The 23,782-nt window shown below is 67.2% G+C and carries 26 protein-coding genes and 1 tRNA gene; 18 read left to right on the top strand and 9 right to left on the bottom strand.

The genetic code is table 11. The features are described from left to right. Positions 1 to 30 precede the first annotated feature (30 nt). The 6 genes from FNZ56_RS04730 to FNZ56_RS04705 all read left to right on the top strand — a co-directional run bounded on the left by FNZ56_RS04730 (position 31) and on the right by FNZ56_RS04705 (position 4,584). Positions 31 to 106: transfer RNA gene (locus tag FNZ56_RS04730), tRNA-Thr, on the top strand. Positions 107 to 128: 22 nt separating this feature from the next. Then, the gene (locus FNZ56_RS04725) at positions 129 to 407 is read left to right on the top strand and encodes a hypothetical protein (RefSeq protein ID WP_143878733.1); all 279 of its coding nucleotides are present in this window, start codon (positions 129 to 131) and stop codon (positions 405 to 407) included. 117 nt (positions 408 to 524) lie between these two features. Next, positions 525 to 1,835 (top strand): PQQ-dependent sugar dehydrogenase, encoded by a 1,311-nt coding sequence (locus tag FNZ56_RS04720; RefSeq protein ID WP_143878732.1) that lies wholly within the window; start codon positions 525 to 527, stop codon positions 1,833 to 1,835. Between the two features lie 64 nt (positions 1,836 to 1,899). Beyond that, a complete protein-coding gene (gene radA / locus FNZ56_RS04715; RefSeq protein ID WP_143878731.1) occupies positions 1,900 to 3,294 on the top strand; it encodes a DNA repair protein RadA in 1,395 nt (464 codons plus the stop codon). A 116-nt stretch (positions 3,295 to 3,410) separates the two neighbouring features. Continuing rightward, positions 3,411 to 3,878 (top strand): hypothetical protein, encoded by a 468-nt coding sequence (locus tag FNZ56_RS04710; protein WP_143878730.1) that lies wholly within the window; start codon positions 3,411 to 3,413, stop codon positions 3,876 to 3,878. Positions 3,879 to 4,050: 172 nt separating this feature from the next. Next, positions 4,051 to 4,584, top strand: coding sequence for a hypothetical protein (locus FNZ56_RS04705; protein ID WP_143878729.1), 534 nt, complete (start codon positions 4,051 to 4,053; stop codon positions 4,582 to 4,584). A gap of 14 nt (positions 4,585 to 4,598) precedes the next feature. Here the strand turns inward: FNZ56_RS04705 and FNZ56_RS04700 are convergent, their stop codons facing one another. The 5 genes from FNZ56_RS04700 to FNZ56_RS04680 all read right to left on the bottom strand — a co-directional run bounded on the left by FNZ56_RS04700 (position 4,599) and on the right by FNZ56_RS04680 (position 10,236). Next, positions 4,599 to 6,194 (bottom strand): DHA2 family efflux MFS transporter permease subunit, encoded by a 1,596-nt coding sequence (locus FNZ56_RS04700; RefSeq protein ID WP_143878728.1) that lies wholly within the window; start codon positions 6,192 to 6,194, stop codon positions 4,599 to 4,601. A gap of 24 nt (positions 6,195 to 6,218) precedes the next feature. After that, positions 6,219 to 7,409 carry an efflux RND transporter periplasmic adaptor subunit gene (locus FNZ56_RS04695; RefSeq protein WP_143878727.1) on the bottom strand — a complete coding sequence of 397 codons (1,191 nt, stop codon included), beginning with the start codon at positions 7,407 to 7,409 and terminating at the stop codon, positions 6,219 to 6,221. After that, positions 7,406 to 8,896, bottom strand: a complete 1,491-nt coding sequence (locus tag FNZ56_RS04690; RefSeq protein ID WP_143878726.1) for an efflux transporter outer membrane subunit — start codon at positions 8,894 to 8,896, stop codon at positions 7,406 to 7,408. The genes FNZ56_RS04695 and FNZ56_RS04690 overlap by 4 nt, the downstream gene beginning before the upstream one ends. Beyond that, complete coding sequence (locus FNZ56_RS04685) at positions 8,893 to 9,357, bottom strand: MarR family winged helix-turn-helix transcriptional regulator (protein ID WP_185970795.1); 465 nt, start codon at positions 9,355 to 9,357, stop codon at positions 8,893 to 8,895. The genes FNZ56_RS04690 and FNZ56_RS04685 overlap by 4 nt, the downstream gene beginning before the upstream one ends. A gap of 90 nt (positions 9,358 to 9,447) precedes the next feature. Further along, the gene (locus FNZ56_RS04680) at positions 9,448 to 10,236 is read right to left on the bottom strand and encodes a cytochrome C assembly family protein (RefSeq protein ID WP_143878725.1); all 789 of its coding nucleotides are present in this window, start codon (positions 10,234 to 10,236) and stop codon (positions 9,448 to 9,450) included. Positions 10,237 to 10,298: 62 nt separating this feature from the next. On the opposite strand from FNZ56_RS04680, the gene ffh reads away from it, so the two are divergent. From ffh to FNZ56_RS04640, 8 genes are all read left to right on the top strand, one after another. After that, positions 10,299 to 11,666 (top strand): signal recognition particle protein, encoded by a 1,368-nt coding sequence (gene ffh / locus FNZ56_RS04675; protein WP_143878724.1) that lies wholly within the window; start codon positions 10,299 to 10,301, stop codon positions 11,664 to 11,666. Between the two features lies 1 nt (position 11,667). Further along, entirely contained in the window at positions 11,668 to 12,375 is a 708-nt protein-coding gene (locus FNZ56_RS04670) for a VIT1/CCC1 transporter family protein (protein ID WP_143878723.1), read from the top strand. Between the two features lie 99 nt (positions 12,376 to 12,474). Further along, positions 12,475 to 12,723 carry a 30S ribosomal protein S16 gene (gene rpsP, locus FNZ56_RS04665; protein ID WP_143878722.1) on the top strand — a complete coding sequence of 83 codons (249 nt, stop codon included), beginning with the start codon at positions 12,475 to 12,477 and terminating at the stop codon, positions 12,721 to 12,723. Between the two features lie 35 nt (positions 12,724 to 12,758). Then, positions 12,759 to 13,280 carry a ribosome maturation factor RimM gene (gene rimM, locus FNZ56_RS04660; RefSeq protein ID WP_143878721.1) on the top strand — a complete coding sequence of 174 codons (522 nt, stop codon included), beginning with the start codon at positions 12,759 to 12,761 and terminating at the stop codon, positions 13,278 to 13,280. Positions 13,281 to 13,294: 14 nt separating this feature from the next. Continuing rightward, entirely contained in the window at positions 13,295 to 14,050 is a 756-nt protein-coding gene (trmD, locus tag FNZ56_RS04655) for a tRNA (guanosine(37)-N1)-methyltransferase TrmD (protein WP_143878720.1), read from the top strand. 110 nt (positions 14,051 to 14,160) lie between these two features. Beyond that, a complete protein-coding gene (rplS, locus tag FNZ56_RS04650; protein ID WP_143878719.1) occupies positions 14,161 to 14,571 on the top strand; it encodes a 50S ribosomal protein L19 in 411 nt (136 codons plus the stop codon). Positions 14,572 to 14,638: 67 nt separating this feature from the next. Next, positions 14,639 to 15,049 carry an RNA-binding S4 domain-containing protein gene (locus FNZ56_RS04645; protein ID WP_143878718.1) on the top strand — a complete coding sequence of 137 codons (411 nt, stop codon included), beginning with the start codon at positions 14,639 to 14,641 and terminating at the stop codon, positions 15,047 to 15,049. Next, entirely contained in the window at positions 15,039 to 16,526 is a 1,488-nt protein-coding gene (locus FNZ56_RS04640) for an MFS transporter (RefSeq protein WP_246064712.1), read from the top strand. Before FNZ56_RS04645 ends, FNZ56_RS04640 begins: the two co-directional genes overlap by 11 nt. A 49-nt stretch (positions 16,527 to 16,575) precedes the next feature. On the opposite strand, the gene FNZ56_RS04635 is transcribed toward FNZ56_RS04640, so the two are convergent. Then, positions 16,576 to 17,217 carry a DUF937 domain-containing protein gene (locus FNZ56_RS04635; RefSeq protein ID WP_143878717.1) on the bottom strand — a complete coding sequence of 214 codons (642 nt, stop codon included), beginning with the start codon at positions 17,215 to 17,217 and terminating at the stop codon, positions 16,576 to 16,578. 92 nt (positions 17,218 to 17,309) lie between these two features. Beyond that, positions 17,310 to 19,880: a DNA mismatch repair protein MutS gene (gene mutS / locus FNZ56_RS04630; RefSeq protein ID WP_246064710.1), complete on the bottom strand. Its 2,571-nt coding sequence runs from the start codon at positions 19,878 to 19,880 to the stop codon at positions 17,310 to 17,312. A 90-nt stretch (positions 19,881 to 19,970) separates the two neighbouring features. On the opposite strand from mutS, the gene FNZ56_RS04625 reads away from it, so the two are divergent. The 4 genes from FNZ56_RS04625 (at position 19,971) to FNZ56_RS04610 (ending at position 22,943) form a co-directional block, all read left to right on the top strand. Further along, positions 19,971 to 20,378 carry a (R)-mandelonitrile lyase gene (locus FNZ56_RS04625; protein ID WP_143878716.1) on the top strand — a complete coding sequence of 136 codons (408 nt, stop codon included), beginning with the start codon at positions 19,971 to 19,973 and terminating at the stop codon, positions 20,376 to 20,378. Between the two features lie 37 nt (positions 20,379 to 20,415). Then, entirely contained in the window at positions 20,416 to 21,465 is a 1,050-nt protein-coding gene (locus FNZ56_RS04620) for an NAD(P)-dependent alcohol dehydrogenase (RefSeq protein ID WP_143878715.1), read from the top strand. Positions 21,466 to 21,481: 16 nt separating this feature from the next. Next, positions 21,482 to 22,375: a cytochrome c4 gene (locus FNZ56_RS04615; RefSeq protein ID WP_143878714.1), complete on the top strand. Its 894-nt coding sequence runs from the start codon at positions 21,482 to 21,484 to the stop codon at positions 22,373 to 22,375. A 73-nt stretch (positions 22,376 to 22,448) separates the two neighbouring features. Beyond that, positions 22,449 to 22,943, top strand: a complete 495-nt coding sequence (locus tag FNZ56_RS04610) for a CinA family protein (RefSeq protein ID WP_143880270.1) — start codon at positions 22,449 to 22,451, stop codon at positions 22,941 to 22,943. A gap of 7 nt (positions 22,944 to 22,950) precedes the next feature. Here the strand turns inward: FNZ56_RS04610 and FNZ56_RS04605 are convergent, their stop codons facing one another. Together FNZ56_RS04605 and FNZ56_RS04600 are read right to left on the bottom strand one after the other, a co-directional pair. Next, complete coding sequence (locus tag FNZ56_RS04605) at positions 22,951 to 23,157, bottom strand: helix-turn-helix domain-containing protein (protein WP_143878713.1); 207 nt, start codon at positions 23,155 to 23,157, stop codon at positions 22,951 to 22,953. After that, on the bottom strand, positions 23,157 to 23,684 hold the full coding sequence (locus tag FNZ56_RS04600; RefSeq protein WP_143878712.1) for a hypothetical protein: 528 nt from the start codon (positions 23,682 to 23,684) through the stop codon (positions 23,157 to 23,159). The genes FNZ56_RS04605 and FNZ56_RS04600 overlap by 1 nt, the downstream gene beginning before the upstream one ends. Positions 23,685 to 23,782: the final 98 nt, after the last annotated feature.

Raw genomic sequence — 23,782 nt, 5'->3', positions numbered from 1 at the left:
CCGGCTCCAGCCGCTAGAATTGCCGCCCTTGCCGGAATAGCTCAGTTGGTAGAGCGGCGCATTCGTAATGCGTAGGTCGTAGGTTCGAATCCTATTTCCGGCACCACTCTTACTTCAGGCAGCGCGCCATGGACCCGATTTCGCTCGAGGACCTCGCCCTGCTGGACGTGCTGCAGCGCATCGACCAGCACATCGAGTTGACGCACGGCGATGGCGAGATCCGGCAGCGCATGGCCGAAAGCGGCCTGATCGAGGACGACGAACAGGGTTTGCGCCTGACGCCGGCAGGCATCGAATTGTGCAAATCCCTGCAGCACAGGGTTGCCGCCGATGCGGCGGCGGAAAAGGTGTTGCAGGAACGCGCGGCCGACGACGCCGAGGGAGCCCCGGAGGCGGCGCGCACCTGACCTTGCGCGCCGATCGGTTCGCGTAACGAAGGGATGCCCGCCAATGCGGGTTTTTTCCTGTTCGGATCGGCGAGCGTGGCATCCTTCACGCTTGGAGGCTCGATCATGCCGAACGCAATGAAATGGAGCATCGCGGCACTGGTCGTGCTGGCGATGGCGAATCCTGCATCCACCGCGGAACGACGCGAATCCTACGCGGCGCCGTCCGGAACCTGCGACGGTTGGCCGCGATTGTCCATCGGCATGGCGAAGGGCTTCTGCGCCGGGCTCGTGGCCGGGCCGACGGCGGCGGACAAAACGCGACCCATGCTGTTTCCGCGCGAGCTCGTGCAGCTCGACGACGACACCTGGCTGGTCACCGATCTCGGCGGCTGGGGCACGACGCGTGGCGCGGTGTGGAAGCTCGAAACGAAGCGCGGCGAACCGACGAAGGTTTCGCGCATGCTCGGCGGCCTGAACCTGCCGCATGCGATCGCGATGGGCGCGGACGGCAAGATTTATGTCGGCGAGATGAGCCGGATCTTCCGCTTCGATCCGCATGCAGCCGATCCGCAAGCGAGCATCGAAACCGTGGTCGCGAACCTTCCCGACAACCGTTTGCACGAAAACCGGCATCCGCTGTCGGCATTCGCGTTCGCACAAGATGGTGCGCTGCTGGTGAACATCGGCGCGCCGTCCGACCAGTGCCTCGATGCACGCGGCAAGCGGCTTGGCGATCAGTGTCCGCAAAGCGAATCCGGCGAACGCGCGGCGAGCATCCGTCGCTACGCGCCCGACGGCCACGGCGGATGGAGTCGCGATTACACCGTGTACGCACGCGGCCTGCGAAATTCGGTGGCGCTCGGCGTGCATCGCAGCGGCACGGTGCTGCAGGGCGAGAACAGCTACGACTTCGACGACCGCTGGCATCCGTTCGATGAAGTGAACTGGATCGAGGCCGGCAAGCATTACGGCTGGCCGTACTGTTACGACACCCGGTCGGTCACGCCGGGCTGGAAGGCGACCAGCACGATCCGTTGCGCATCCTCCGCGCATACGGCGCCGGTGCTGTTGCTGCCGCCGCATTCCGCGCCGCTCTCGCTGCTGTGGTACGACGGCGCGATGTTCCCCTCGCTGCGCGGGAAACTGCTGCTGTCGCTGCACGGTTTCCGCATGACCGGCGGGCGCATCGTCGCGTTCGCAACGGACGAGGATGGCGTTCCGGTTGCGACGAAGAACGCGCGCTATCCGGTGTACGGCGGAGCGTCGAAGCCCTACGCGATGCCGCCGTCGGCGGATGCGTTCGAACTGACGCCGGGCTGGGACAAGGTCGCGGGCAAACGCCCGCAGGGATCGCCGGTGGGGCTCACGGTGGCGCGCGACGGCGCGATCTGGACCGTCGACGACCGCGCGGGCATCGTGATCCGCATCGCCGCGGATCGTCCCTGATTCCGGATCTCGCGCGGTGGGACGACGCCCCGCTACAGTGTCGCCATCCACGAGGGGACATCGCATGGCCGTGAGCAAGACACCTTCGCCGAAACGCCGCACGGCCTATGTCTGCGGCGAATGCGGCGCCGATTACGCCAAATGGCAGGGCCAATGCGAGGCCTGCGGCGCGTGGAACACGCTGTCGGAAATCGTGCTGGAAAACGCGGTGTCGAATCCGCCGGCTGCACGTCGCAGTGGCTGGGCCGGAAAAATCGATGCGCCCAAGGTCACCGCGTTGAAGGACGTGCGCCAGGACGCGGATGCGCGCGTCTCCACCGGCATCGGCGAACTCGACCGCGTGCTCGGCGGCGGCCTCGCCGAAGGCGCGGTGGTGCTGGTCGGCGGCGACCCGGGCATCGGCAAGTCCACGCTGTTGCTGCAGGCGCTGGCGCAGATGTCGCAATCCTTGCCCGGTTTGTACGTCACCGGCGAGGAATCGCTGGCGCAGGTCGCCGGTCGCGCGCAACGCCTGGGATTGCCGATCGACGGGTTGCACGCATTGGCCGAAACCGGCGTCGAACGCATCCTCGAGCACGCCGCCGCATCGCGACCGCGATTGATCGTCGCCGATTCGGTGCAGACGCTGTGGACCGAAGCATTGACCGCGGCACCGGGCTCGGTGTCGCAGGTGCGCGAAAGCGCTGCGCGCCTCGTGCGCTACGCCAAGGAAACCGGCACCGCGGTGTTCCTCGTCGGCCACGTGACCAAGGAAGGCGGCATCGCCGGCCCGCGCGTGCTCGAGCACATGGTCGATGCGGTGCTGTATTTCGAAGGCGATGCGGGAAGCCGCTTCCGCGTGCTGCGCGCGTTCAAGAACCGTTTCGGCGCGGTCAACGAGCTGGGCGTGTTCGCGATGGGCGACAAGGGACTGCGCGAGGTGCCGAATCCTTCGGCGATCTTCCTCTCCGGCAGCGCCGCGCCGCAGCCGGGCAGTTGCGTGATGGTCACCCGCGAAGGCACGCGCCCGTTGCTGGTCGAAGTGCAGGCGCTGGTGGATGCCTCGCCGCTGTCGAATCCGCGCCGGGTCGCGGTCGGCGTCGAGCAGAACCGCATGGCGATGCTGCTCGCGGTGCTGCACCGGCACGGCGGCATCGGCGTGGCCGACCAGGACGTGTTCGTGAATGTCGTCGGCGGCATCCGCGTGCAGGAAACCGCGGCGGATTTGCCGGTGCTGCTCGCGGTGCTGTCCTCGCTGCGCGACGCGCCGCTGGCGGAGAAGACCGTCGCGTTCGGCGAAGTCGGCCTGTCCGGCGAAATCCGCCCCGTTCCCAATGGCGAGGAACGCCTGAAGGAAGCGGCGACGCACGGCTTCAGGCGCGCCATCGTGCCGAAAGGCAATGCGCCGAAGGCGGGAAGCTACAAGGGTATGGAAGTGGTCGCGGTGGAACGACTGGCGGAGGCGCTGGAGGCGGAGTGAACTGACCCGCCGTGGCTTGGTTCCAGGTGCATAATCGGGCCACCAGGCCGGGGAGCCTGGCGCGTGCCGCGGATCGCGGGGCTGCTTTCAACAACCGTACAAGCGAGGGGACGAGGATGAGACTCAAGAATGCCGCATTGGCATGCGGTGTCATGTTGCTGTCAGCGTGCTCGTCGATGGCGACGATCACGGCCGCCCAGAAGCCGACCACGCTGGTGCTCAAGGATCGAAGCCTGAATTTGCCCGCGAACGCCCATATCCGCGGAACGAGCTTCGGCAATTACGAATTCAAGGCTACCGAAACCTATGATGCTTCCGCGCCGCCTTTTTATGGCATTTTGCCCTTGGCGCTGAAAGGCGGGCACATGGCGACCGACATCATTTTTTTCGCCCCGGCCTTGTTCTTCAACCTCCGGGGCGCGTTCAAGTTCTATGAAGTCGACGTGCGCAGCCACACGATCCGCTATCGCGATGACGAACGCGATCCGTGGAACAGCTATCAGGTCAAGCCCGAGGAAGAAGCCAGGGCCCGCGCCTACTTCGAGGGTCGGCAACAGACGAGCGGGACGACGGCTTCGCCTTGATATCCAGCGATGCCGCATGGCCGAGGTTGCCGGGCCGTGCCCGGCCCCCGGCCGTGTCACCGGCGACTTCGCGGCGAACGACCACTTGCAAACCCTTGCGGCATTCGCGAATGCGGCCTTGACCTCCGTTGTGGCATAAACGCTTTCGCGTCCGGTTGCGGGGAGAAGGGCAATGCGAGCCAGGAACGCCGCGATCTCGTGCGCCGCCGCATTGCTGGTCGCGTGTTCGTCGATGTCGACGATCAGTTCGCCCAACCCGGGCACGAAGTTCGAACTCGAGGACAAGACGCTCGAATTGCCGGCGTCCACGAGGGTCGGCCGGACGACATTCGGCCATTTCGCCTTCCGCGCGACCGAATCGGCCAGCCCCGCTGCGCCTCCTTTTTACGGCATCCTGCCGCTGGCGCTGCGCAAGGGACAGCTGGTGGCCGGCATCGTGCTGACCGCGCCGGTCATGCTGCTGACCAAGCTCCGCGGTGCGTTCAAATTCTACGAAGTCGATTCGCGCAAGCACACGATCCGCTATCGCAACGACGCCGGCGATCCGTGGATCGAGCACCAGGTGAAGCCGGACGAGGAAGCGAGCGCCCGCGAATGGTTCGAGGAACAGGAAGCGGAGGCGAAGGAAGAAGCCGCGGAACAGGCAGCCGAAGCCGGGGAGGAAGCGGCGGAACAGAAGGGGAATGAAGAACCGGATTCGCCCTGATCCGGACCGCGTGATCAATGCCCGCCGCTGGCCGCCGCGCCGCCACCGGGCTTGGCCGCGAACGGCGGCTTGGCGAACCACACGAAGGCGATCACGACCAGGAAGATGATCCCGAGCAGGTGGAAGATCTCGTTGAAGCCGATCTGCGCCGCCTGGTTCGCGATCTGGTAGTCGAGCATCGCCGCGCCGCGCTGCAGGTCGCCGCCACCGATGCGCGACACGGTTTCGAGCATCGCCGGGTCGGTCGCGGCGATGTGCTCGGTGAGATGGGCGTGATGGACCGTGCCGCGCTGGGTCCAGGCCCAGGTCGTCAGCGAGGCGGCGAAACTGCCGCCGAGGCTGCGGACGAAGGTCGCGAGGCCGGAACCGGCGGCGATTTCATGCGGCTCCAGGTCGGAAAGCAGGATCGTGAGCACCGGCATGAAGAACAGCGCGACGCCCAGGCCCTGGAACAGCTGCACTTCGGCGATGGTGCGGAAATCGACATCGAGGTTGAAGTCCGCGCGCATGAAACTGGTCAGCGCCATCGCCACGAACGCTAGGCTGGCGACCACGCGCAGGTCGAAGCGCGCTGCGTACAGGCCGACGAAGGGCGTCAGCAGCACCGGCAGGATGCCGATCGGCGCGGTGGCGAAACCGGCCCAGATCGCGGTGTAGCCGAGGTTGCGCTGCAGCCACAGCGGCACGAGGATGCCGACGCTGAAGAACGCGGCGTAGGCGACGACCATCGCAACGGTGCCGGCGGTGAAGTTGCGGTGCCGGAACAGGCGCAGGTCCACGATCGGATCCTTGTCGGTCAGTTCCCAGATCACGAACACGACGAGCGAGATCGCGGCGACGATGGCCAGCACCACGATCCTGGTCGAATGGAACCAGTCCTCGTCGTTGCCGAGGTCGAGCAGGATCTGCAGCGCGCCGACGCCGAGGATCAACGTCGCCAGCCCCACGTAGTCCATGCGCGGCTTGTCGAGGCGTTCCGGCCGGCCCTTCATCTGCCGCGCGACCATCATGCTGACGAAGATGCCGATCGGCACGTTGATGAAGAAGATCCATTCCCAGCTGTAGTTGTCGGTGATCCAGCCGCCGAGGATCGGCCCGGCGATCGGCGCGACCACGGTCACCATCGCCAGCAGCGCGATCGCCTGTCCGCGTTTCTGCGGGGGATAGATCGAGATCATCAGCGCCTGCGCGAGCGGGTACATCGGCCCGGCGACGAAGCCCTGCAACGCGCGCGCGGCCACCAGCGTGCCCATCGAGTTCGCGAGCCCGCACAGCAGCGAGGCGATGGCGAAGGCGAGCGTCGCCCACACGAACAGCCGCAGCTCGCCGAAGCGCCGCACCATGTAGCCGGTCAGGGGCAGGGCGATGGCATTGCTGACCGCGAACGAGGTGATGACCCACACCGCCTGGTTGGCGCTGGCGCCGAGGTTGCCGGCAATGGTCGGCAGCGAAACATTGGCGATGGTGATGTCCAGCACCTGCATGAACATCGCCATCGCGATGGCGATCGTGGCCAGCGCCCGGTTCGGCGGCGAGAAACCGGGCATGCCCATCGCGGAATTGGCGGGCGGCGAGGGCGGTGGCGCCTCGGTCGTGGTCTCGGCGGACATTCTCGTTCGACTCGATCGGTGGGTTTAGCGCGAACCGCCGCCGAGGTTGTCGCGGATGATGCCGTCGATCAGCGCGTCGGCCTTCGACAACTGCTGCGCGTACGCATCGGTGACCAGGCCCTTGCCGTTGTCGGTGGTCGTCGGCAGCAGGCCGTCGCCCTTGTCGCGCAGGTTCACGTCCACGTCCATGCTCAGGCCCAGGCGCAACGGGTGCTCGTGCAGTTCCTTGCCGTCGAGCGCGATGCGCACCGGCACGCGTTGCACGATCTTGATCCAGTTGCCGCTGGCGTTCTGCGCGGGCAGAAGCGAAAAGGCGCTGCCGGTACCCATGCCCAGGCTTTGCAACTTGCCGTGGAAGACGACGTCGTCGCCGTAGAGTTCGGACGTGAGTTCGACCGGCTGGTTCAGGCGCAACTTCTTCAATTGCGTTTCCTTGAAGTTCGCGTCTACCCAGACTTCGTCGAGCGGCACGATCGCCATCAGAGGCGTTCCCGGGGCGATGCGCTGGCCGAGCTGCACGTTGCGCTTGGCGATGTAGCCCGACACCGGCGCCACGATCTGCGCGCGCTGTGCGGCGAGGTAGGCCTGGCGCAACTGCGCGGCCGCGGCCTGCACCTGTGGGTTGGCCGCGAGCGTGCTGTTGTCGACCAGGGCGCGGTTGCGCGCGGTGGTTTCCTGCGACGCGGACAACGCGGCTTCGGCGGCGGCGAGTTGCGCGCGGGCATGCGCGAGCTCCTCGGCCGAAACCGCGCCGCTGGCGACGAGGCCGCTGCGGCGGGCGACGTCCGCGCGCGCCTGCTCGAGCGCCACGCGACGTGCGGCGATGTCGGCCTGGCCGGCATCGACAGCCTTGTACAGGCCGCGCACCTGGCGCACGGTGTTGGCGAGGTTGGCGACCGCCTGCTGGTAGGCGACGTCGGTGTCGGTGTGGTCGAAGCGCACCAGCACCTGACCGGCCTGCACCTTCATGCCGTCGTCGACCGCGATGCCGACCACGGTGCCGCCAACCTGCGGCGTCACCGTAACCACGTTGCCCTGCACGTACGCGTCGTTGGTGTCCTCGTGCCAGCGTCCGTACAGCAGGTGATAGAGCAGCCAGGCGATGCCGGCGACCACGACGGTTACGGCGAGGATCGTCAGCGCCTTGCGGCGTTTGCCGTTGCCGCCGGATTTCGCCGCGGTGTTTTTCGCTTCGGGATTCGGTTCGGTGGTCATGGCGTGGTCGCAGGAGAGGTAGAGGAAGTGGATCCGATGGAATCGGACGATTGCGGCGTGGTGGGTTGCAGTCCGCCGCCCAGCGCCTGGTCGAGGTCGATGGCGGCGGCATAGCGTTGCGCGTGCACGCCGACGAGTTGCTGTTCGATCTGCAGCAGCGGCTTCTGCACCGCGAGCACGTCGAGCTGATTGGCGAGGCCGGCGTGGTAGCGCTTGCCGGCGAGGTCGTAGGCCGAAGCCGCCGCGGCGCGCGCCTGTTCCAGCGATGCGGCTTGCGCGTCGAGCGCGCGGATCGCCTGCACCGCGTCGACCACCTGGTGCAGGCCGTCGACCACGGTCTGGTCGTAGCCCGCGACCGCGAGGTCGTAATCGGCGTCGTGCGACGCGAGGTTCTGGCGCAACCGGCCGCCCTCGAAGATCGGCAGGCTGATCGCAGGACCGCCGAAACCGAGCAGCGCATCGTTGTCGAACAAGCCGGAGAAACCGGTGGCGGCGAGGCCGACGAGCGCGCTCAGGTCGATGCTGGGCTTGAACTTCGCCTTCGCCGACTTGATGCCCTGCGCGGCGGCTTCCACCCGCCAGCGCGCTGCGACCACGTCGGGGCGATGGCCGAGCAGTTCGCTCGGCAACACCGAGGGCAATCCCGGCGCCGGCGCCTGCAGCAGGCGCGGGCGTTCGATCGCAAGGCCGCGATCCGGGCTTGCGCCGAGCAGCGCGGCGATGGTGTTGCGCAGGCTGTCGATCTGCTGCTGCGCGACTTCGGCTTGCGCCTTCGCGGTGGCGATGGAAACCTCGGCGTTGCGCACCGACAACTGGCTGTCGATTCCGGCCTTGACCCGCTGTCGGCTCAGGCCGAGCAAGCTTTCGCTACGCGCCGCTTCGCGGTTGGCGACATCGAGGCCGTCGAAGGCCTGCGCCAGCGCGACGTAGCTGCGCGCCACGTTCGCGGCCAGGGTCAATCGCGCGGCCTGTGCCTCGATTTCGCCGGCATGCGCCTGGCCGAGCGCAGCCATGTAGTCGGCGCGCTTGCCGCCCCAGACATCGAGCGGCCACTTGAAGTCGAGCATCAGCACCGCGTTGTGCATCAACTGGCCACCGATTTCGTCGCCGGCGAGGCCGGACGGCAACTGCGCCACGACGTACTGGCCGCTGGCGCCGATGGTCGGCTTGCGCTCGGCGTCGGCGAGACCGGCCTGGGCCTGGGCCTTGCGCACGCGCGCGTCGGCGGCTGCCAGCGTGGGCGAACCCTGCAAGGCCTCGGCGATCAACGCATCGAGCTGCGGATCGCCGAGCGAACGCCACCAGTCCTGGGCGGGGAATTCGGCCGGGCTGAGCGGCGCGCCGGAGAGGCTGCGGGTCACGACGTGGTCGTCGATGGGATGCGGTTCGGCAGCGGGTTGCAGGCCGCCGGTGCTGGCGCAGGCGGCGAGCAATGCGGTCGCAAGCGCCACGGACATGCTGCGGAACTTGGTGCGGGAAGGGGTCATGGTTGGCGGTCGTTGCCGGAGAGGTTGGCGTGCACGTGTTCGAGCATGCGCACGAGTTCCGTGCGCTGCTCGGCGTCGAGTTCGGCGAGCGCGCGTTCGCGCACGCGGTCGGCGCAGGTTTCGAGTTCCGGCCAGATCGCCTGGCCGCGCGCGGTCAGCACGATGCGCAACGCGCGGCGATCGGAGGGATGCGCCTCGCGTTGCACCAGCCCGATCGCCTCGAGCCGGTCGAGCAGGCGGGTCATCGCCCCGGGGTTCAGCTCCGCGGCCTGCGCCAGTTCGCTCGCGCTGGCGGTGCCGTAATGCAGCTTCTTCAGGGTGATGTACTGGCTGAGCGTGAGGTCATGGCCGTTCGCGGCCAACTCGCGCTCCATCGCATCGCGCAGCGCGTCGCGGACCTGCCGGAACAGCAGGCCGAGCGAGGAACCGCAGGCGCTCAGGTCGGGGGTCGGGGATTGCATGGCGCGGCATGATGCGCGTCCGTGCAAAAGTTGTCAAGGCAAATATACGATTTGGAACTGTTCGCGCAATTTTCTTTTAATTACAATGATTTAACTTCTATGCAACAGTAATTCCAGCACGAACTGGCTGCCGAAAAAGGCCAGCAACAACAGACCCATCGCGATCAGGGTCCAGCGCACGGCAATGCCGCCGCGCCAGCCGCGCCGCCAGCGGCCGAGCAGCAATCCGCCAAATACCAGCCATGAGAGCAGGCTGAGCACGGTCTTGTGCACCAGATGCTGGGCGAACAGGTTCTCGACGAACAGCACGCCGGTGAGCAGGGTCAGCGTCAGCAGCGCGAAGCCGACGGCGATCGTGCGGAACAGCAGGGTTTCGAGTTCGGTCAGCGGCGGGAATGCGCGCAACCAGGCGTGTCGCTGGTGGCGGCGCAATGCGCGTTCCTGCAGCCACAGCATGATCGCGAGCAGGGCCGCGATGGCGAGCGTGGCGTAGGCCAGCAGCGCCAGCCATGCGTGAAGCAGCAGGCGCCAGTCCAGCGGATCGGGCCGGGTCGAATGCCCGTACAGGCCGTAACCCAGCAGCACCAGCGCCGCGAGCGGGAACACCAACACGCCCAGTGCGCGCATCCGGCCGTAGGCACCCACGATCGCGGTCAACACGGCCATGCCGAGCCCGACCAGCGACAACGCAGCGAAGAAATGCAAATCGGTGTAACCAGTGCTGCGCCACGCGAGGTAGTGGGTGGCGCCGTGCAGCAGCAGGGCGAGGTTGGCCGGCAACAGCCAACCACGGGAATCCGCGTCCTCGCGTCGCAGCGACACGACCAGCCAGCCGGTCGCGAGCAGGTACAGCCCGATGGCGATGAGAACGATTGTCATCGAAGAAGTGTCGCACAAAGGCCCGCCGCTATAATCCGCGTCCCGTTGCACGACCCGCCCGCATGTTCGAATCCCTGACCCAGCGCCTTTCCGGCACCATCGACCGCCTGCGCGGCCGCGGCCGCCTCACCGAGGAGAACATCCGCGAAGCCACCCGCGAGGTGCGCATCGCGCTGCTCGAGGCGGACGTCGCGTTGCCGGTGGTGCAGGCCTTGGTCGAGCGCATCAAGGTGCGCGCGGTCGGCCAGGAAGTGCTGAAGTCGCTGACGCCGGGGCAGGCGCTGATCAAGGTCGTGCGCGACGAACTCGCTGCGGTCATGGGCTCGCAGGCGAGCGAACTGAACCTCAACGTGCCGGCGCCGGCGGTGGTGCTGATGGCCGGCCTGCAGGGCGCGGGCAAGACCACCACCGTCGCCAAGCTCGCGCGCCACCTCAAGGAAAAGCGCAAGAAGAAGGTGATGGTCGTGTCGGCGGACGTCTATCGCCCGGCCGCGATCGAGCAATTGCAGACGCTGGCGCAACAGGTCGACGTGCTGTTCTTTCCGTCCGATGCCTCGCAGAAACCCGAAGCGATCGTGAAAGCCGCGATCGACGATGCGCGCAAGTCCTACGTGGACGTGCTGATCGTCGATACCGCCGGCCGCACCAGCATCGACGAAGCGATGATGGCCGAGATCAAGGCGCTGCACGCGGCGGTGAATCCGGTCGAAACCCTGTTCGTGGTGGATTCGATGACCGGCCAGGACGCGGCGGCCACCGCCAAGCATTTCGGCGCAGCGCTGCCGCTCACCGGCGTGGTGCTGACCAAGACCGACGGCGATGCGCGCGGCGGCGCGGCGTTGTCCGTTCGCACCATCACCGGCAAGCCGATCAAGTTCGTCGGCACCGGCGAGAAGACTGACGGCCTGGACGTGTTCCATCCGGCGCGCGCGGCCGGCCGCATCCTCGACATGGGCGACGTGCTCGGCCTGGTCGAACAGGTCGAACAGCAAGTCGACAAGGACAAGGCGGCGAAGCTCGCGGAGAAGGTCGCCAAGGGCAAGCGCTTCGACCTCAACGACTTGCGCGACCAGCTCGAGCAGATGCAGAACATGGGCGGCCTGTCCGGATTGATGGACAAGCTGCCGGGCATGGGCCAGATCCCCGACCACGTGAAGAACCAGGTCACGGGCAAGGAAATCCCGCGTCAGATCGCGATCATCAATTCGATGACGAAGAAGGAGCGCCGCAACCCGACGCTCATCAACGGCTCGCGGCGCGCGCGCATCGCCCGCGGCGCCGGGCTGACCCCGGCCGACGTCAACAAGCTGATGAAGCAGTACCAGCAGATGGAAAAGATGATGGGCAAGCTCGGCCGCGGCGGCATGAAGGGGATGATGCGCGGGCTGTCGGGAATGATGGGCGGGCGCGGCGGAATGCCTTTCCGTTGACATGAAGCGCAGCGCGCACAAGCCGGAACGGCATCGCGGAGGGCATGCGGGCTGGTTGCGCGCCGCGGTGCTCGGCGCGAATGACGGCATCGTGTCCACCGCCAGCCTCGTGGTCGGCGTGGCGGCCGCGCAGTCGGACCACCGGCAGGTGTTGCTCGCGGGACTCGCGGGCCTGGTTGGCGGTGCGATGTCGATGGCCGCGGGCGAATACGTTTCGGTCAGTTCACAGGCCGACACCGAAGCCGCCGACCTCGCCAAGGAACGCTGGGAGCTCGAGCACTATCCCGATGGCGAACACCGCGAGCTGACCGCGATCTACATCAAGCGCGGACTCAGCCACGAACTCGCCGAGCAGGTCGCGACCCAGCTCACCGCGCACGATGCGCTCGCCTCTCACGCCCGCGACGAACTCGGCATCACCGATACGTTGCGCGCGCGCCCGGTGCAGGCCGCGCTGGCCTCGGCAGCCGCATTCGCCATCGGCGCACTGCTGCCGATCGCGATCGTGATGCTCGCCCCAACTGCGACCGCGGGGCGTTGGGTGACGGGGCTGTCGCTGTTCTGTCTTGCGGTACTCGGAGCGCTCGCGGCGCGGGTCGGTGGGGCCTCGATGGTGCGCGGCGCCTTGCGGGTCTGCCTGTGGAGCGCACTGGCGATGGCCTTCGCCGCGGCGGTGGGGCATTGGTTCGGGGTCGCGGTCTCGGGCTGATGCCGGCTCGAGCGGCGGGTTCCGCCCAACTGCTTCAATGAGTTACAATTACCGGCTTACCCGGCCACCCCGGCCGCTGGGCAACACCGAGAAAGCACCATGGTCAAGATCCGCCTTACCCGTGGCGGCGCCAAGAAGCGCCCCTTCTACCACGTCATCGTCACCGACCAGCGCTCCGCGCGCGACGGCCGCAACATCGAGCGCGTGGGCTATTACAACCCCGTCGCCTCGGGCAACGACAAGCCGTACGAACTCGACCTCGAGCGCATGAAGCACTGGGTCGGCCTCGGCGCGCAGATGAGCGAGAAGGTTTCGGACCTGTACAAGCAAGCCTCCAAAGCTGCTTGACCTCACGGCCGCCTGATGCAGGCGGCATCGATTCGATGAACGCACCGGACGTCGGCCAGCGGATGATTACCGTCGGTCGCCTGCACGGTGCGTTCGGCGTGCGCGGCGAACTCAAGCTCGAATCGTTCACCGCTCCGGAAAACGCGATCCTCCGTTACCAGCCGTGGACCTTGCGCGATGCGCAGGGCCGCGAACGCATGGTCGAAGGCGCGCGCGGACGCGCCGGTGCCAAAGGGCTCGTCGTCACGATTCCCGGCATCGAAGGCCGTGACGCGGCCGAAGCGATGCGCGGAACCGAGATCCTCGTGCCGCGTTCGGCGCTGCCGCCGCCGGCGCCCGGCGAGTATTACTGGGTCGATCTCGAAGGCCTGCGCGTGCGCAACGTCGAGGGCGTCGATTTCGGCGTCGTCTCGCACCTGTTTTCCACCGGCGCGAACGATGTGCTCGTCGCGCGCGGCGACCGCGAGCGCATGGTCCCCTTCGTCGAACCCGACTACATCCGTTCGGTGGATTTCGATGCGGGCCTGGTCACGGTCGACTGGGACGCCGATTTTTAAGGACACGCACTGACATGCGCTTCGACATCGTCAGCCTGTTCCCGGAATTCGTCGCCCAGCTCGCCGCGCATGGCGTGGTCGGGCGCGCGGGCGAGCGCGGCCTGCTGTCGCTGTACGGCTGGAATCCGCGCGATTTCGCCGAAGGCAATTACCGCCGCGTCGACGACCGCCCGTTCGGTGGCGGCCCGGGCATGGTGATGCTGGTCGATCCGTTGCGGGCCGCGATCCGCGCCGCGCGCGCGGCCGACCCCGCGCCAGCGAAGACGATCTACCTCAGTCCTCAGGGCTCGTGTCTCACGCAGGCCAAGGTGCGCGATCTGGCTTCGCAGCCGCGGCTGATCCTGCTTTGCGGCCGCTACGAGGGCGTGGACGAACGCCTGCTGCAGGCCGAGGTCGACGAAGAGATTTCCATTGGCGATTACGTCCTCTCCGGCGGCGAGCTGGCCGCGGCGGTGCTGGTAGATGCCGTGGCCCGGCTGCAGGAAGGCGCCCTGAACGATGCCGATTCGGCCGAACAGGACAGTTTCGGGTCCGACGGGCTGCTGGATTGCCCGCACTACACCCGGCCGGTCGAGCATGAACTTGGGGCCGTTCCCGAAGTGCTGCTGTCCGGCAACCACGCCGAAATCGCCCGCTGGCGACGGATGCAGGCGCTGGGCAGGACCTGGCTACGGCGCCCGGACCTGCTGGACGAGGCCGGGCTGTCGAAACGGGATCGGGCGCTGCTGGAGGCCTTCCGTTCGGCCCGGGGGCAGGGCGACCCGGCCTAAACGCTGGCGCCGCAAGGAAAATTTCCCGCTATAATGCGCGGCTTCGTTCCACCAGCCAGGACGCGGGTCCACGTGCACTCGCGCCGACAACCACACCAACAGGCAACGCCATGAAGACTCCGTCGATCCATACCCTCGTCCAGGATTTCGAGACCGCCCAGGCCGGTCGCAAGCTGCCCGACTTCGGCCCCGGCGACACCGTCGTCGTCAACGTCAAGGTCAAGGAAGGCAACCGCGAACGCGTGCAGGCCTACGAAGGCGTCGTGATCGGCAAGAAGAACGCGGGCCTGAACTCCGCCTTCACCGTGCGCAAGATCTCGCACGGCTTCGGCGTCGAGCGCGTGTTCCAGACGCACAGCGCGACGATCGATTCGGTGCAGGTCAAGCGCCGCGGCGACGTGCGCGCCGGGAAGCTGTACTACCTGCGTGGCCTCGAGGGCAAGAAGGCGCGCATCAAGGAAGACCTGGCCGGCAACGCCAAGGCCAAGGCCGCCGCTGCCGCAGCTGCTGCCGCCGAGTAAGGCAAGCGCAGCAGCCTTCCGTACGACGGCCACCTTCGGGTGGCCGTTCGCGTTTGCGGGATCGGGAATGACGAAGCAAGACGACAACATCGCCACCAGCGTCCGCCTCGACCTCTGGCTCTGGGCCGCGCGCTTCTATCGCACCCGCGCGCTGGCGAAGCAGGCCATCGACACCGGCAAGGTCGAGGTCGACGGGCAACGCGCGAAGCCATCGCGCGGCGTGCGTGCCGGCGACGCGCTGGTCGTCGCGCGCGGCGAGGAACGCTTCGAAGTCGAAGTGCTGGCACTCGCCGACGTGCGTGGCCCGGCCAGCATCGCGCAGTCGCTATATCGCGAATCGGAAGCGTCGCGAAACGCGCGCGAACAGCTGCGTGCGCTGCGCGCCGCCGAACGCACGGGCTATCGTGCGCCCGAAACGAAACCCGACAAGCGTGCGCGGCGCCTGATCCGCGCGCTGGGCGACATCGATGCCGGCTGACAGCAATGGCACGCACGCGGCCGGGCCGGGTTTGCGCGAAAGGCTGCTGCGACCCACGCGGCTGCTGCCGCTGATCGTCGCCTGCGCGTTGTTCATCGAGAACATGGATTCGACCGTGATCTCGACCTCGCTGCCGGCGATTGCGCGCGACCTGGGCACCGAACCGATCGCGTTGAAACTCGCGCTCACCACCTACCTGCTGTCGCTGGCGGTATTCATCCCGATCAGCGGCTGGGTCGCGGACCGTTTCGGCGCGCGCCGCACCTTCGCCAGCGCGATCTTCGTGTTCCTGCTCGGTTCGGTGGCCTGCGCCGCCAGTGGTTCGCTGGGAACGCTGGTCGCCGCGCGTTTCCTGCAGGGCATGGGCGGCGCGATGATGGTGCCGGTCGGGCGCCTGGTGCTGCTGCGCACGGTGCCGAAGTCGCAACTGGTGCAGGCACTGAGCTGGCTCACGATCCCGGCCTTGGTCGGGCCGGTGGTCGGCCCACCGCTCGGTGGTTTCATCACCACCTATTTCGATTGGCGCTGGATATTCCTGATCAACCTGCCGATGGGCGCGCTCGGCATCGCGCTTGGGCTCCGCTACATCCCGACATTGCGCGAACCGACGAAGGCACTGGATTGGCGCGGGTTCCTGCTGTCCGGCCTGGGCCTCGCCACGGCGATGTTCGGGTTCTCCACGCTCGGCCGGCACCTGATGCCGACATGGATCGCGTTGTCCGCGCTCGTCGTCGGCATCGCGCTGCTCGGTGGCTATGTCCTGCACGCGCGACGCTCCGCGGCGCCGCTGCTCGACCTTGGCCTGTTCCGGCTCGCGACCTATCGCAGCGGCATCCTCGGCGGTTCGCTGTTCCGCATCGGCATCGGCGCGGTTCCGTTCCTGCTGCCGCTGATGCTGCAACTCGGTTTCGGCCTGAGCCCGCTTCAGTCGGGTTTGTTGACCTTCGCGTCCGCAGCCGGATCGATGTTCATGAAGACCATGGCCGCGCGGATCATCAAGCGCTTCGGTTTCCGCCGCGTGTTGCTGGCGAACGCCTTCGTCGCCTCGGCGATGCTCGCGACCTATGGCCTGTTCCGCCCGTCCACGCCGCACATCGTCGTGCTGGCGGTGTTGCTGGTGAGCGGTTGTTTCCGCTCGTTGCAGTTCACCGGACTCAACGCGATCAGTTATGCGGAAGTCGATTCGGCGCGGATGGGGCAGGCGAGCAGCATGGCGGCGATGGTGCAGCAGTTGTCGTTGAGCCTCGGCGTCGCCATCGGCGGCTATTTGCTGGAGGCGGGCGGCTGGTTGTGGCATCGCGCGGATACCGACGTGCACAACTTCTACATTGCGTTCGCGGCGGTGGCGCTGGTGTCCGCGAGTTCGGCGTGGATGATGTGGAAACTGCCGCGCGACGCCGGCGCGGAAATGGCCGGACGCGCTAAGCCCGGTGGCGAAATCGCCGAACCGAAACCGGCGCAGTTGCCGGCGACTTGAAACATCCCACCGCCGCGCCGTGCATCGACGCGGCGATGGTTGCAATCGATCAGCTGCGCTGGCCGCCGCCGAGGATGCCGCCGAGCAATCCGCCGAGTCCGCCAGCGTTTCCACCGCCCAGCACCTGCCCGAGCAGGCCGCCGAGCCCGCCCTGCTGCTGGCCGATCTGTTCGACCTCGCGGCCGAGGATGTCGCCGAGCCCCTGCGGACCGGAATCCTGCGCGACCGGCGCCGATGCCTGCTGCTGTTGTCCGCCGAACATGTGGTTGGCAAGGTAGGCCATCACGATCGGCGCGAGGATGCGCAACAGCATCTGGGTCTTGTCGCTGCCGAGGCCGGTGGCCTGGCCCAGTCCCTGCGTCGCCTGTTGCTGCTGGCCGCCGAAGATGTGGCCGAGCATGCGCCCGAGGGTGTCGTCGCCTTGGCCGCCACTGGCACCGCCCATCGCGCCGCCGAGCACCGAACCCAGCACGCTGGTGATATCGCCGCCGGCGTGGTCCTGCAACGCCGCGTGCAAGGCCTGCGCACCCTGCGGCTGGCTGGCGTTGTTGCCGAGCGCGCCCATCAGCAGCGGCAAGGCCGTCGCGATCGCGCCTTGCGCCTGCGATGGCGAAACGCCGAGTTGCTGCGCGATCTGTTGCACCGGCGCGCCGGACAGTTGCGCGGCGAGTCCCTGGGTCAGGCTGGTCATGCGGATTTCCCGGTTGGGGGTGGAAGGAAGCGCCACGCTAGACGCTGAAGTGTTAGCAAACCGCAAAGCCCGGAGCGCGGGCGGTCGGCGGTTCAACCCAGCGCTTTCAGCCGGTACAACGCTTCCAGTGCCTGCCTGGGCGTGAGCTCGTCCGGTTCGATCGCCGCCAGCGCGTCGAGCGCGGCCGAGGCCGGCGCGAACAGGCCGATCTGCTGTGGCGAATCCAGCGCCTGCGCGGTCATCGGCGTCGAAGGCGCGTCGCGGTGCGCTTCCAGTTCCGCCAGGCGCGCGCGCGCCTGGCGCACGACCGTCTTCGGCAGGCCGGCGAGCGCGGCGACCTGCAGGCCGAAGCTGCGGTCGGCCGGGCCGTCCTTGACCGAATGCATGAACACCAAGGTTTCGTGGCCGTGCGCGTCGCGGTGCTCGACCGCGTCGAGGTGCACGTTGGCGATGCCGCTGCTGGGTTCGGCCAGCGCGGTCAGTTCGAAATAATGCGTGGCGAACAGCGTATAGCTGCGGTTGGCCGATGCGAGATGGCGTGCGCAGGCATCGGCCAGGGCGAGGCCGTCGTAGGTCGAGGTGCCGCGCCCGATCTCGTCCATCAGCACCAGCGATTCATTCGTCGCGTGGTGCAGGATGTACGACGTTTCCGCCATTTCCACCATGAAGGTGGATTGCCCGCGCGCGAGGTCGTCGCCGGCGCCGATGCGGGTGAGGATGCGGTCGATCGGGCCGATGCTCGCGTTCGTCGCCGGCACGAAGCTGCCGATGTGCGCGAGCAGCACGATCAGCGCGTTCTGGCGCATGTACGTGCTTTTGCCGCCCATGTTCGGGCCGGTGATCACCAGCATCCGCGTCACCTCGTCGAGCACGAGGTCGTTGGGCGTGAACGGCTCGTCGCGCAGCGCTTCCACCACCGGATGGCGGCCGCCTTCGATGCGCAATCCCGGATCGTCGGAGAGTTGCGGCTGCACCCAGTCCAGCGCGGATGCGCGTTCGGCGAAGCAGGCGAGCACGTCGAGTTCGCTCAGCGCGGCGGCGCAGCGCTTCAGCGATTCGAGGTCGGTGTTCAAGTCGTCGAGCAGCGCTTCGTACAGCAGCTTCTCGCGTGACAGCGCGCGTTCGCGCGCCGACAGCACCTTGTCCTCGAATTGCTTGAGTTCCTCGGTGATGTAGCGTTCGGCGCCGGTCAGGGTCTGCCGCCGCGCGTAATGCGTCGGCGCCTTGTCGCTCTGGCCCTTGCTGATTTCGATGTAGTAGCCGTGCACGCGGTTGTAGCCGACCTTCAGCGTCGGTATGCCGGTCGCGGCCTTCTCGCGCGCCTCGAGGTCGACGAGGAACTGGTCCGCATTCGTCGACAGCGCGCGCAGTTCGTCGAGTTCGGCGTCGAAACCTTCGGCGAAGATGCCGCCGTCGCGGGCCAGCACCGGCGGCTGCGGCACGATGGCGCGCGCCAGCAGCGCGGCATGTTCGCCGTGTTCGCCGAGTTCGGATGACAGCGCCTGCAGGCGTGGCGAATCGAGCGGCGCGAGCACTTCACGCAGCGATGGCAGCATGCCCAGCGCATCGCGCAGGGTCGACAGGTCGCGCGGGCGCGCGCTGCGCAGGGCGATGCGGGCGAGGATGCGCTCGACGTCGCCGAAGGCGCGGAAGGCTTCGCGCAATTCCGAATCCGCGCCATTCGCCAGCGTGGCGACCGCCTGGTGCCTTGCGCGCAGCGTGGCGCGGTCGCGCAGCGGCCGGTGCAGCCAGCGCCGCAGCAGGCGCCCACCCATCGGCGTAATGGTGGAATCGAGCACGCCGAGCAGGGTCGCGTTCGCGTCGCCGTCGATGCGCGAATCGAGTTCCAGGTGGCGGCGCGTGGCCGCGCTCATCGCGATCGCGCCGTCGCTGGCTTCCACCGAGATCGAGGTCAGGTGCGGAAGCCGCTGCTTCTGCGTTTCCTCGACATAACCGAGCAGCGCGCCTGCGGCGGCGATCGCCAATGGTTTGTCGTCGATGCCGAACGCGGTCAGGTCGTGCACGCCGAAGAATTGCAGCAACTGGCGGCGGCCACTGTCGGCGTCGAACAGCCATGGTGCGCGCCGGCGCATGCCGTTTCGCGTCGTCACGAATTCCGGCCAGCCTTCCTCGTCCGGAACCAGGGTTTCCGCCGGTTGCAGGCGTGCGAGCTCGGCTTCCAGCGCGTCCTCGTTCGCGACCTCGTTCACCAGGAATCGCCCGGCGGCGAGATCGGCCCATGCGATTCCGAATCCGGACTTTCCACGCGCGATCGCCAGCAACAACGTGTCGCGCCTATCCTGCAGCAGTGCCTCGTCGGTGACGGTGCCCGGGGTGACGATGCGCACCACCTTGCGTTCGACCAGGCCCTTGCTCGCGGCCGGGTCGCCGATCTGTTCGCAAATAGCAACCGATTCGCCCAAAGCCACCAGCCGCGCGAGGTAACCCTCGTAGGCGTGGTGCGGCACGCCAGCCATCGGGATCGGTGCGCCGGCCGACGAACCGCGCTGGGTCAGGGTGATGTCGAGCAGCTTCGCGGCCTTGCGCGCGTCGTCGTAGAACAGTTCGTAGAAATCGCCCATGCGGAAGAACAGCAGCACGTCCGGATGTTCCGCCTTGGCGGCGAAATACTGCTTCATCAGGGGCGTGTGTTCGGCGGACATCGGTGGCGGTTGGCGGCGAGGGCGGATAGTGTGCCTGAACCGGCCGATTCCGGCCGCGCTGCGGTTTTCCCGATACGCGAGGAATTCACCATGCAAATCATCCGCAACGGTTCGGTGCCTTCGGTCAAGAGTCCGGCCGAATGGTTCACCGGCGACGTGCGCATCGACATGATGTTCAAGCACGAGGGCGGTTCGCCCGCGACCGGCGCCATCGTCACCTTCGAGCCCGGCGCGCGCACCGCCTGGCACACGCATCCGCTCGGGCAAACCTTGATCGTCACCGCCGGCAAGGGCTGGACCCAGTGCGAGGGCGGGCCGATCGTCGAGATCAACGCCGGCGACATCGTCTGCTGTCCGTGCAAGCACCGACACTGGCATGGCGCGACGCCGGACACCGCGATGACCCACATCGCCATCACCGAGGCGCTCGACGGCAAGGTGGTGGAGTGGATGGAACACGTGATCGACGCCGAATACCTCGCCGGTCCGCCCCGTTGAGCGCAGAATCGACACTTCCCCCGCAAGGAACACCGCCATGACCGTCAAAGCCTGGGGCGCGCACGCCGCCGATGAATCCGTCGTCGCCATGGACATCCAGCGCCGCGCGCCGGGTCCGCGCGACGTGCAGATCGACATCGCCTACTGCGGCATCTGCCATTCGGACCTGCACACCATCCGTTCGGAATGGGGCGGAACGAAATATCCCTGCGTGCCCGGGCACGAGATCGTCGGCCGCGTCAGCGCGGTTGGTGGCGAAGTGAAGGACCACAAGGTCGGTGACGTCGTCGGCGTCGGTTGCCTGGTCGGCAGCTGCAAGCATTGCGCGGCCTGCGACGAAGGCTTGGAGCAGTATTGCGAAAACGGTTTCGTCGGCACCTACAACGGGCCGACCGCGGACGCGCCCGGGCACACGCTCGGCGGCTATTCGCAGCGCATCGTGGTCGACCAGGATTTCGTGCTGAAGATCCGCCACCCCGAATCGCAACTCGCCGCGGTCGCGCCGCTCCTGTGCGCCGGCATCACCACCTATTCGCCGCTGCGCCACTGGAACGCCGGGCCGGGCAAGAAAGTCGGCATCGTCGGCATCGGTGGGCTCGGGCACATGGGCATCAAGATCGCGCACGCGATGGGCGCGAAGGTCGTCGCCTTCACCACCAGCGAATCCAAACGCGAGGAAGCGCGCAAGCTCGGCGCCGACGAGGTGGTGGTGTCGAAGGACGCGGCACAGATGAAGGCGCATGCCAACAGCTTCGACCTGATCCTGAACACCGTCGCCGCCAGCCACGACCTCGATGCGTTCACCGCGCTGCTCAAGCGCGACGGCACCATGGTGCTGGTCGGCGTGCCCGAGCACCCGCACCCGACGCCGAACGTCGCCAACCTCATCTTCAAGCGCCGCGCCATCGCCGGTTCGCTGATCGGCGGCATCGCGGAAACGCAGGAAATGCTCGATTTCTGCGCCGAACACGGCATCGTCTCCGACATCGAGACGATCGCCGCGAAGGACATCGACGCCGCCTACGAGCGCATGCTGAAGAGCGACGTGAAGTACCGCTTCGTCATCGACGCCGCGACGATGGCGTAGCGACCAGGCCCTGCGCATGCGCGTCGCCAAGACCGTTTTGCTGGCGATAGGGTCGATCGTCGGGCTCGTCGTCACCGGCATCGGCGTGGTGTACGCGGCGTCGGAATGGAAGTTGCGTCGCGACTACCCGCCGCCAGCGGTTGCGTTCGACATGGGCAAACTGCAGCCGGACGCGAAGGAAGGCCGGCGCATGTCGAAGGTGCTCGGTTGCTGGGCCGGTTGCCACGGGCGCGAAGGCGAGGGCGGTTCCATCGACATGGACGGCTACTACAGCGTCAGCGCGCCGACGCTGTCGTCGGTGCTGCCCGGCTACAGCGACGAAGAACTCGTCCGGCTCGTCCGTTACGGCATCAAGCGCGACGGCAGCTCCGCGCTGGGCATGATCTCGTACACCTTCTACCCGTTGTCGGACGCCGATCTCGCCAACGTCATCGCCCATCTCAGGAAACAACCAACGCTGGCACCTCGGGAACGGCATCGCAGCGTGACCTTCATGGCCCGTTGGCGATTGCTGGCGGGCGGCTGGCAACTGGCGGCGGACCAGGTCGATCCCGCGCGACCGCGCTGGGGCGAATTGCCGCGCACGAACGCCTTCGAGCGCGGCCGTTACCTCGCCAGCGTTACCTGCAGCGAATGCCACGGCCTGGATTTCCGTGGCAACCGCTTCGCCGACAACACCTATGACGGCGGGCCGCCGCTCGCAGTACTCGCCGCCTACGATGACGATGCGTTCCGGCGCCTGATGCGCACGGGCAACGGCGTGGGCGGGCGCGATCTCGGCGAGATGGGCTGGGTCGCGCGCAACGGTTTCGTCAATTTCACCGATCGCGAGATCGCCGATGTCTACGAATTCCTGCGGCGCGACCAGGGACTGCCGTTCGCAGGTCCCGCATCCGGCGAACGCGAGTGACCTGCAGTCGATCGCGCGCGACATCGGCGGCGATTTACGCTACAACGGCGCCTTCCCCCACGAGCCGGGCGCGATGACGAACACCACGGACGAACATTTGCGCGAACTCGCGTCCGCGATCGGCGAACAACTCGCGGCGAAACGATTGACGCTGTGCACCGCGGAAAGCTGCACCGGCGGCTGGATCGCGAAGACCGTCACTGACATCGCCGGCAGTTCGGCATGGTTCGATTGCGGCCTCGCCGCGTACAGCTACGAGGCCAAGCAGGGACTGCTCGGCGTGCGCCCGGAAACGCTGGAGCATTTCGGTGCGGTCAGCCGCGAGACCGTGATCGAAATGGTGTCGGGCGCGCTGGTGCATTCCGGCGCGGGCGTCGCGGTCGCGGTGACGGGTATCGCGGGGCCGGGCGGCGGCACCGAGGACAAGCCGGTGGGCACGGTGTGGATCGCGTGGAAGCGTCGCGGCGGCTATCCGCGCGCGGAGCTGTTCCATTTCGATGGCGATCGCGAATCCGTGCGCCGGCAGACCGTGGCCGCGGCGCTGGAAGGCATCGCCCAGCACCTCTGACGCGGATTCAATCCGCGCGATATTCCAGCAAATCCCCCGGCTGGCACTCCAGCGCCTTGCAGATCGCTTCCAGCGTGTTGAAGCGCACGCCCTTCACCCGGCCCTGCTTCAGCAGCGAGAGGTTGGTTTCGCTGATGCCGATGGCGTCAGCGAGGTCCTTCGACTTCATCTTGCGCTTCGCCAGCATCACGTCGAGGTTGACGACGATGGCCATCAGACGAAGCCCTCGTTCTCTTCCTTCAGCCGCAACGATTCGCCGAGCAGCCACGCGGTCGCGTAGGCGCACAGGCAGGCGACGGCGATCAGGTACACCTGCGAATAGCCGAAGCGTTCGGCGACCAGTTGCACCTGCAGCGCCGACACATGCCTGGCCGGGGTCGGAACGACGATCCCGAACAATCCGTAGGCGAACAGGGCGTGGCCGAGGCGGCGGAACGCGGATGCGACGCCGGCGCCGATGCCCGGTTGCCGCAGCAGCGCTGCGCCGACGCCGCGCAACTGCCACAGGACGAACCATTGCAACGCCACCATCGCGGCGAGGCTCGACACCGTCCAGGCATCGAACGGCACGATGTCGAAATGGATCGTCGCGCCGCTTGCGGCGTCGTGCGCGATCTTCGGCGCGCCAGCCATCGCGCGGGCCGCGCCGCCGATGACGATCGCGTACAGCGGGCACAGCAGCATGCCCAGCCAGGCGGCGGAGACGAGGAGCGGCGGGAGCAGTCGGGTTTGTGGTTTCATGGCGCCTCGCGGCAATTAATTTTCGTAAAACATAAAATAATTTCGATTTATGTCAATAGCCTTGCGCGCGCGGATTCGTTAGTAGTATTACTACTAAC

Origin of the sequence: Lysobacter lycopersici, from assembly GCF_007556775.1 — a bacterium.
GTDB lineage: Bacteria > Pseudomonadota > Gammaproteobacteria > Xanthomonadales > Xanthomonadaceae > Pseudoluteimonas > Pseudoluteimonas lycopersici.
The sequence above is the reverse complement of the archived record's forward strand: the minus strand, read 5'-3'. Positions and strand labels throughout refer to the sequence as shown.

What these genes read in the sequence shown, in the direction of transcription:
- FNZ56_RS04705 (WP_143878729.1), top strand. Translation starts at nt 4,051, where the DNA reads ATGCGAGCCAGGAACGCCGCGATCTCGTGCGCCGCCGCATTGCTGGTC.
- FNZ56_RS04645 (WP_143878718.1), top strand. Translation starts at nt 14,639, where the DNA reads ATGACGAAGCAAGACGACAACATCGCCACCAGCGTCCGCCTCGACCTC.
- FNZ56_RS04695 (WP_143878727.1), bottom strand. Translation starts at nt 7,409, where the DNA reads ATGACCACCGAACCGAATCCCGAAGCGAAAAACACCGCGGCGAAATCC.
- FNZ56_RS04610 (WP_143880270.1), top strand. Translation starts at nt 22,449, where the DNA reads ATGACGAACACCACGGACGAACATTTGCGCGAACTCGCGTCCGCGATC.
- FNZ56_RS04710 (WP_143878730.1), top strand. Translation starts at nt 3,411, where the DNA reads ATGAGACTCAAGAATGCCGCATTGGCATGCGGTGTCATGTTGCTGTCA.
- rpsP (WP_143878722.1), top strand. Translation starts at nt 12,475, where the DNA reads ATGGTCAAGATCCGCCTTACCCGTGGCGGCGCCAAGAAGCGCCCCTTC.
- FNZ56_RS04640 (WP_246064712.1), top strand. Translation starts at nt 15,039, where the DNA reads ATGCCGGCTGACAGCAATGGCACGCACGCGGCCGGGCCGGGTTTGCGC.
- mutS (WP_246064710.1), bottom strand. Translation starts at nt 19,880, where the DNA reads ATGTCCGCCGAACACACGCCCCTGATGAAGCAGTATTTCGCCGCCAAG.
- FNZ56_RS04635 (WP_143878717.1), bottom strand. Translation starts at nt 17,217, where the DNA reads ATGACCAGCCTGACCCAGGGACTCGCCGCGCAACTGTCCGGCGCGCCG.
- FNZ56_RS04725 (WP_143878733.1), top strand. Translation starts at nt 129, where the DNA reads ATGGACCCGATTTCGCTCGAGGACCTCGCCCTGCTGGACGTGCTGCAG.
- rplS (WP_143878719.1), top strand. Translation starts at nt 14,161, where the DNA reads ATGAAGACTCCGTCGATCCATACCCTCGTCCAGGATTTCGAGACCGCC.
- FNZ56_RS04600 (WP_143878712.1), bottom strand. Translation starts at nt 23,684, where the DNA reads ATGAAACCACAAACCCGACTGCTCCCGCCGCTCCTCGTCTCCGCCGCC.
- ffh (WP_143878724.1), top strand. Translation starts at nt 10,299, where the DNA reads ATGTTCGAATCCCTGACCCAGCGCCTTTCCGGCACCATCGACCGCCTG.
- trmD (WP_143878720.1), top strand. Translation starts at nt 13,295, where the DNA reads ATGCGCTTCGACATCGTCAGCCTGTTCCCGGAATTCGTCGCCCAGCTC.
- FNZ56_RS04605 (WP_143878713.1), bottom strand. Translation starts at nt 23,157, where the DNA reads ATGGCCATCGTCGTCAACCTCGACGTGATGCTGGCGAAGCGCAAGATG.
- FNZ56_RS04680 (WP_143878725.1), bottom strand. Translation starts at nt 10,236, where the DNA reads ATGACAATCGTTCTCATCGCCATCGGGCTGTACCTGCTCGCGACCGGC.
- rimM (WP_143878721.1), top strand. Translation starts at nt 12,759, where the DNA reads ATGAACGCACCGGACGTCGGCCAGCGGATGATTACCGTCGGTCGCCTG.
- FNZ56_RS04700 (WP_143878728.1), bottom strand. Translation starts at nt 6,194, where the DNA reads ATGTCCGCCGAGACCACGACCGAGGCGCCACCGCCCTCGCCGCCCGCC.
- FNZ56_RS04625 (WP_143878716.1), top strand. Translation starts at nt 19,971, where the DNA reads ATGCAAATCATCCGCAACGGTTCGGTGCCTTCGGTCAAGAGTCCGGCC.
- FNZ56_RS04670 (WP_143878723.1), top strand. Translation starts at nt 11,668, where the DNA reads ATGAAGCGCAGCGCGCACAAGCCGGAACGGCATCGCGGAGGGCATGCG.
- FNZ56_RS04620 (WP_143878715.1), top strand. Translation starts at nt 20,416, where the DNA reads ATGACCGTCAAAGCCTGGGGCGCGCACGCCGCCGATGAATCCGTCGTC.
- FNZ56_RS04615 (WP_143878714.1), top strand. Translation starts at nt 21,482, where the DNA reads ATGCGCGTCGCCAAGACCGTTTTGCTGGCGATAGGGTCGATCGTCGGG.
- radA (WP_143878731.1), top strand. Translation starts at nt 1,900, where the DNA reads ATGGCCGTGAGCAAGACACCTTCGCCGAAACGCCGCACGGCCTATGTC.
- FNZ56_RS04690 (WP_143878726.1), bottom strand. Translation starts at nt 8,896, where the DNA reads ATGACCCCTTCCCGCACCAAGTTCCGCAGCATGTCCGTGGCGCTTGCG.
- FNZ56_RS04685 (WP_185970795.1), bottom strand. Translation starts at nt 9,357, where the DNA reads ATGCAATCCCCGACCCCCGACCTGAGCGCCTGCGGTTCCTCGCTCGGC.
- FNZ56_RS04720 (WP_143878732.1), top strand. Translation starts at nt 525, where the DNA reads ATGAAATGGAGCATCGCGGCACTGGTCGTGCTGGCGATGGCGAATCCT.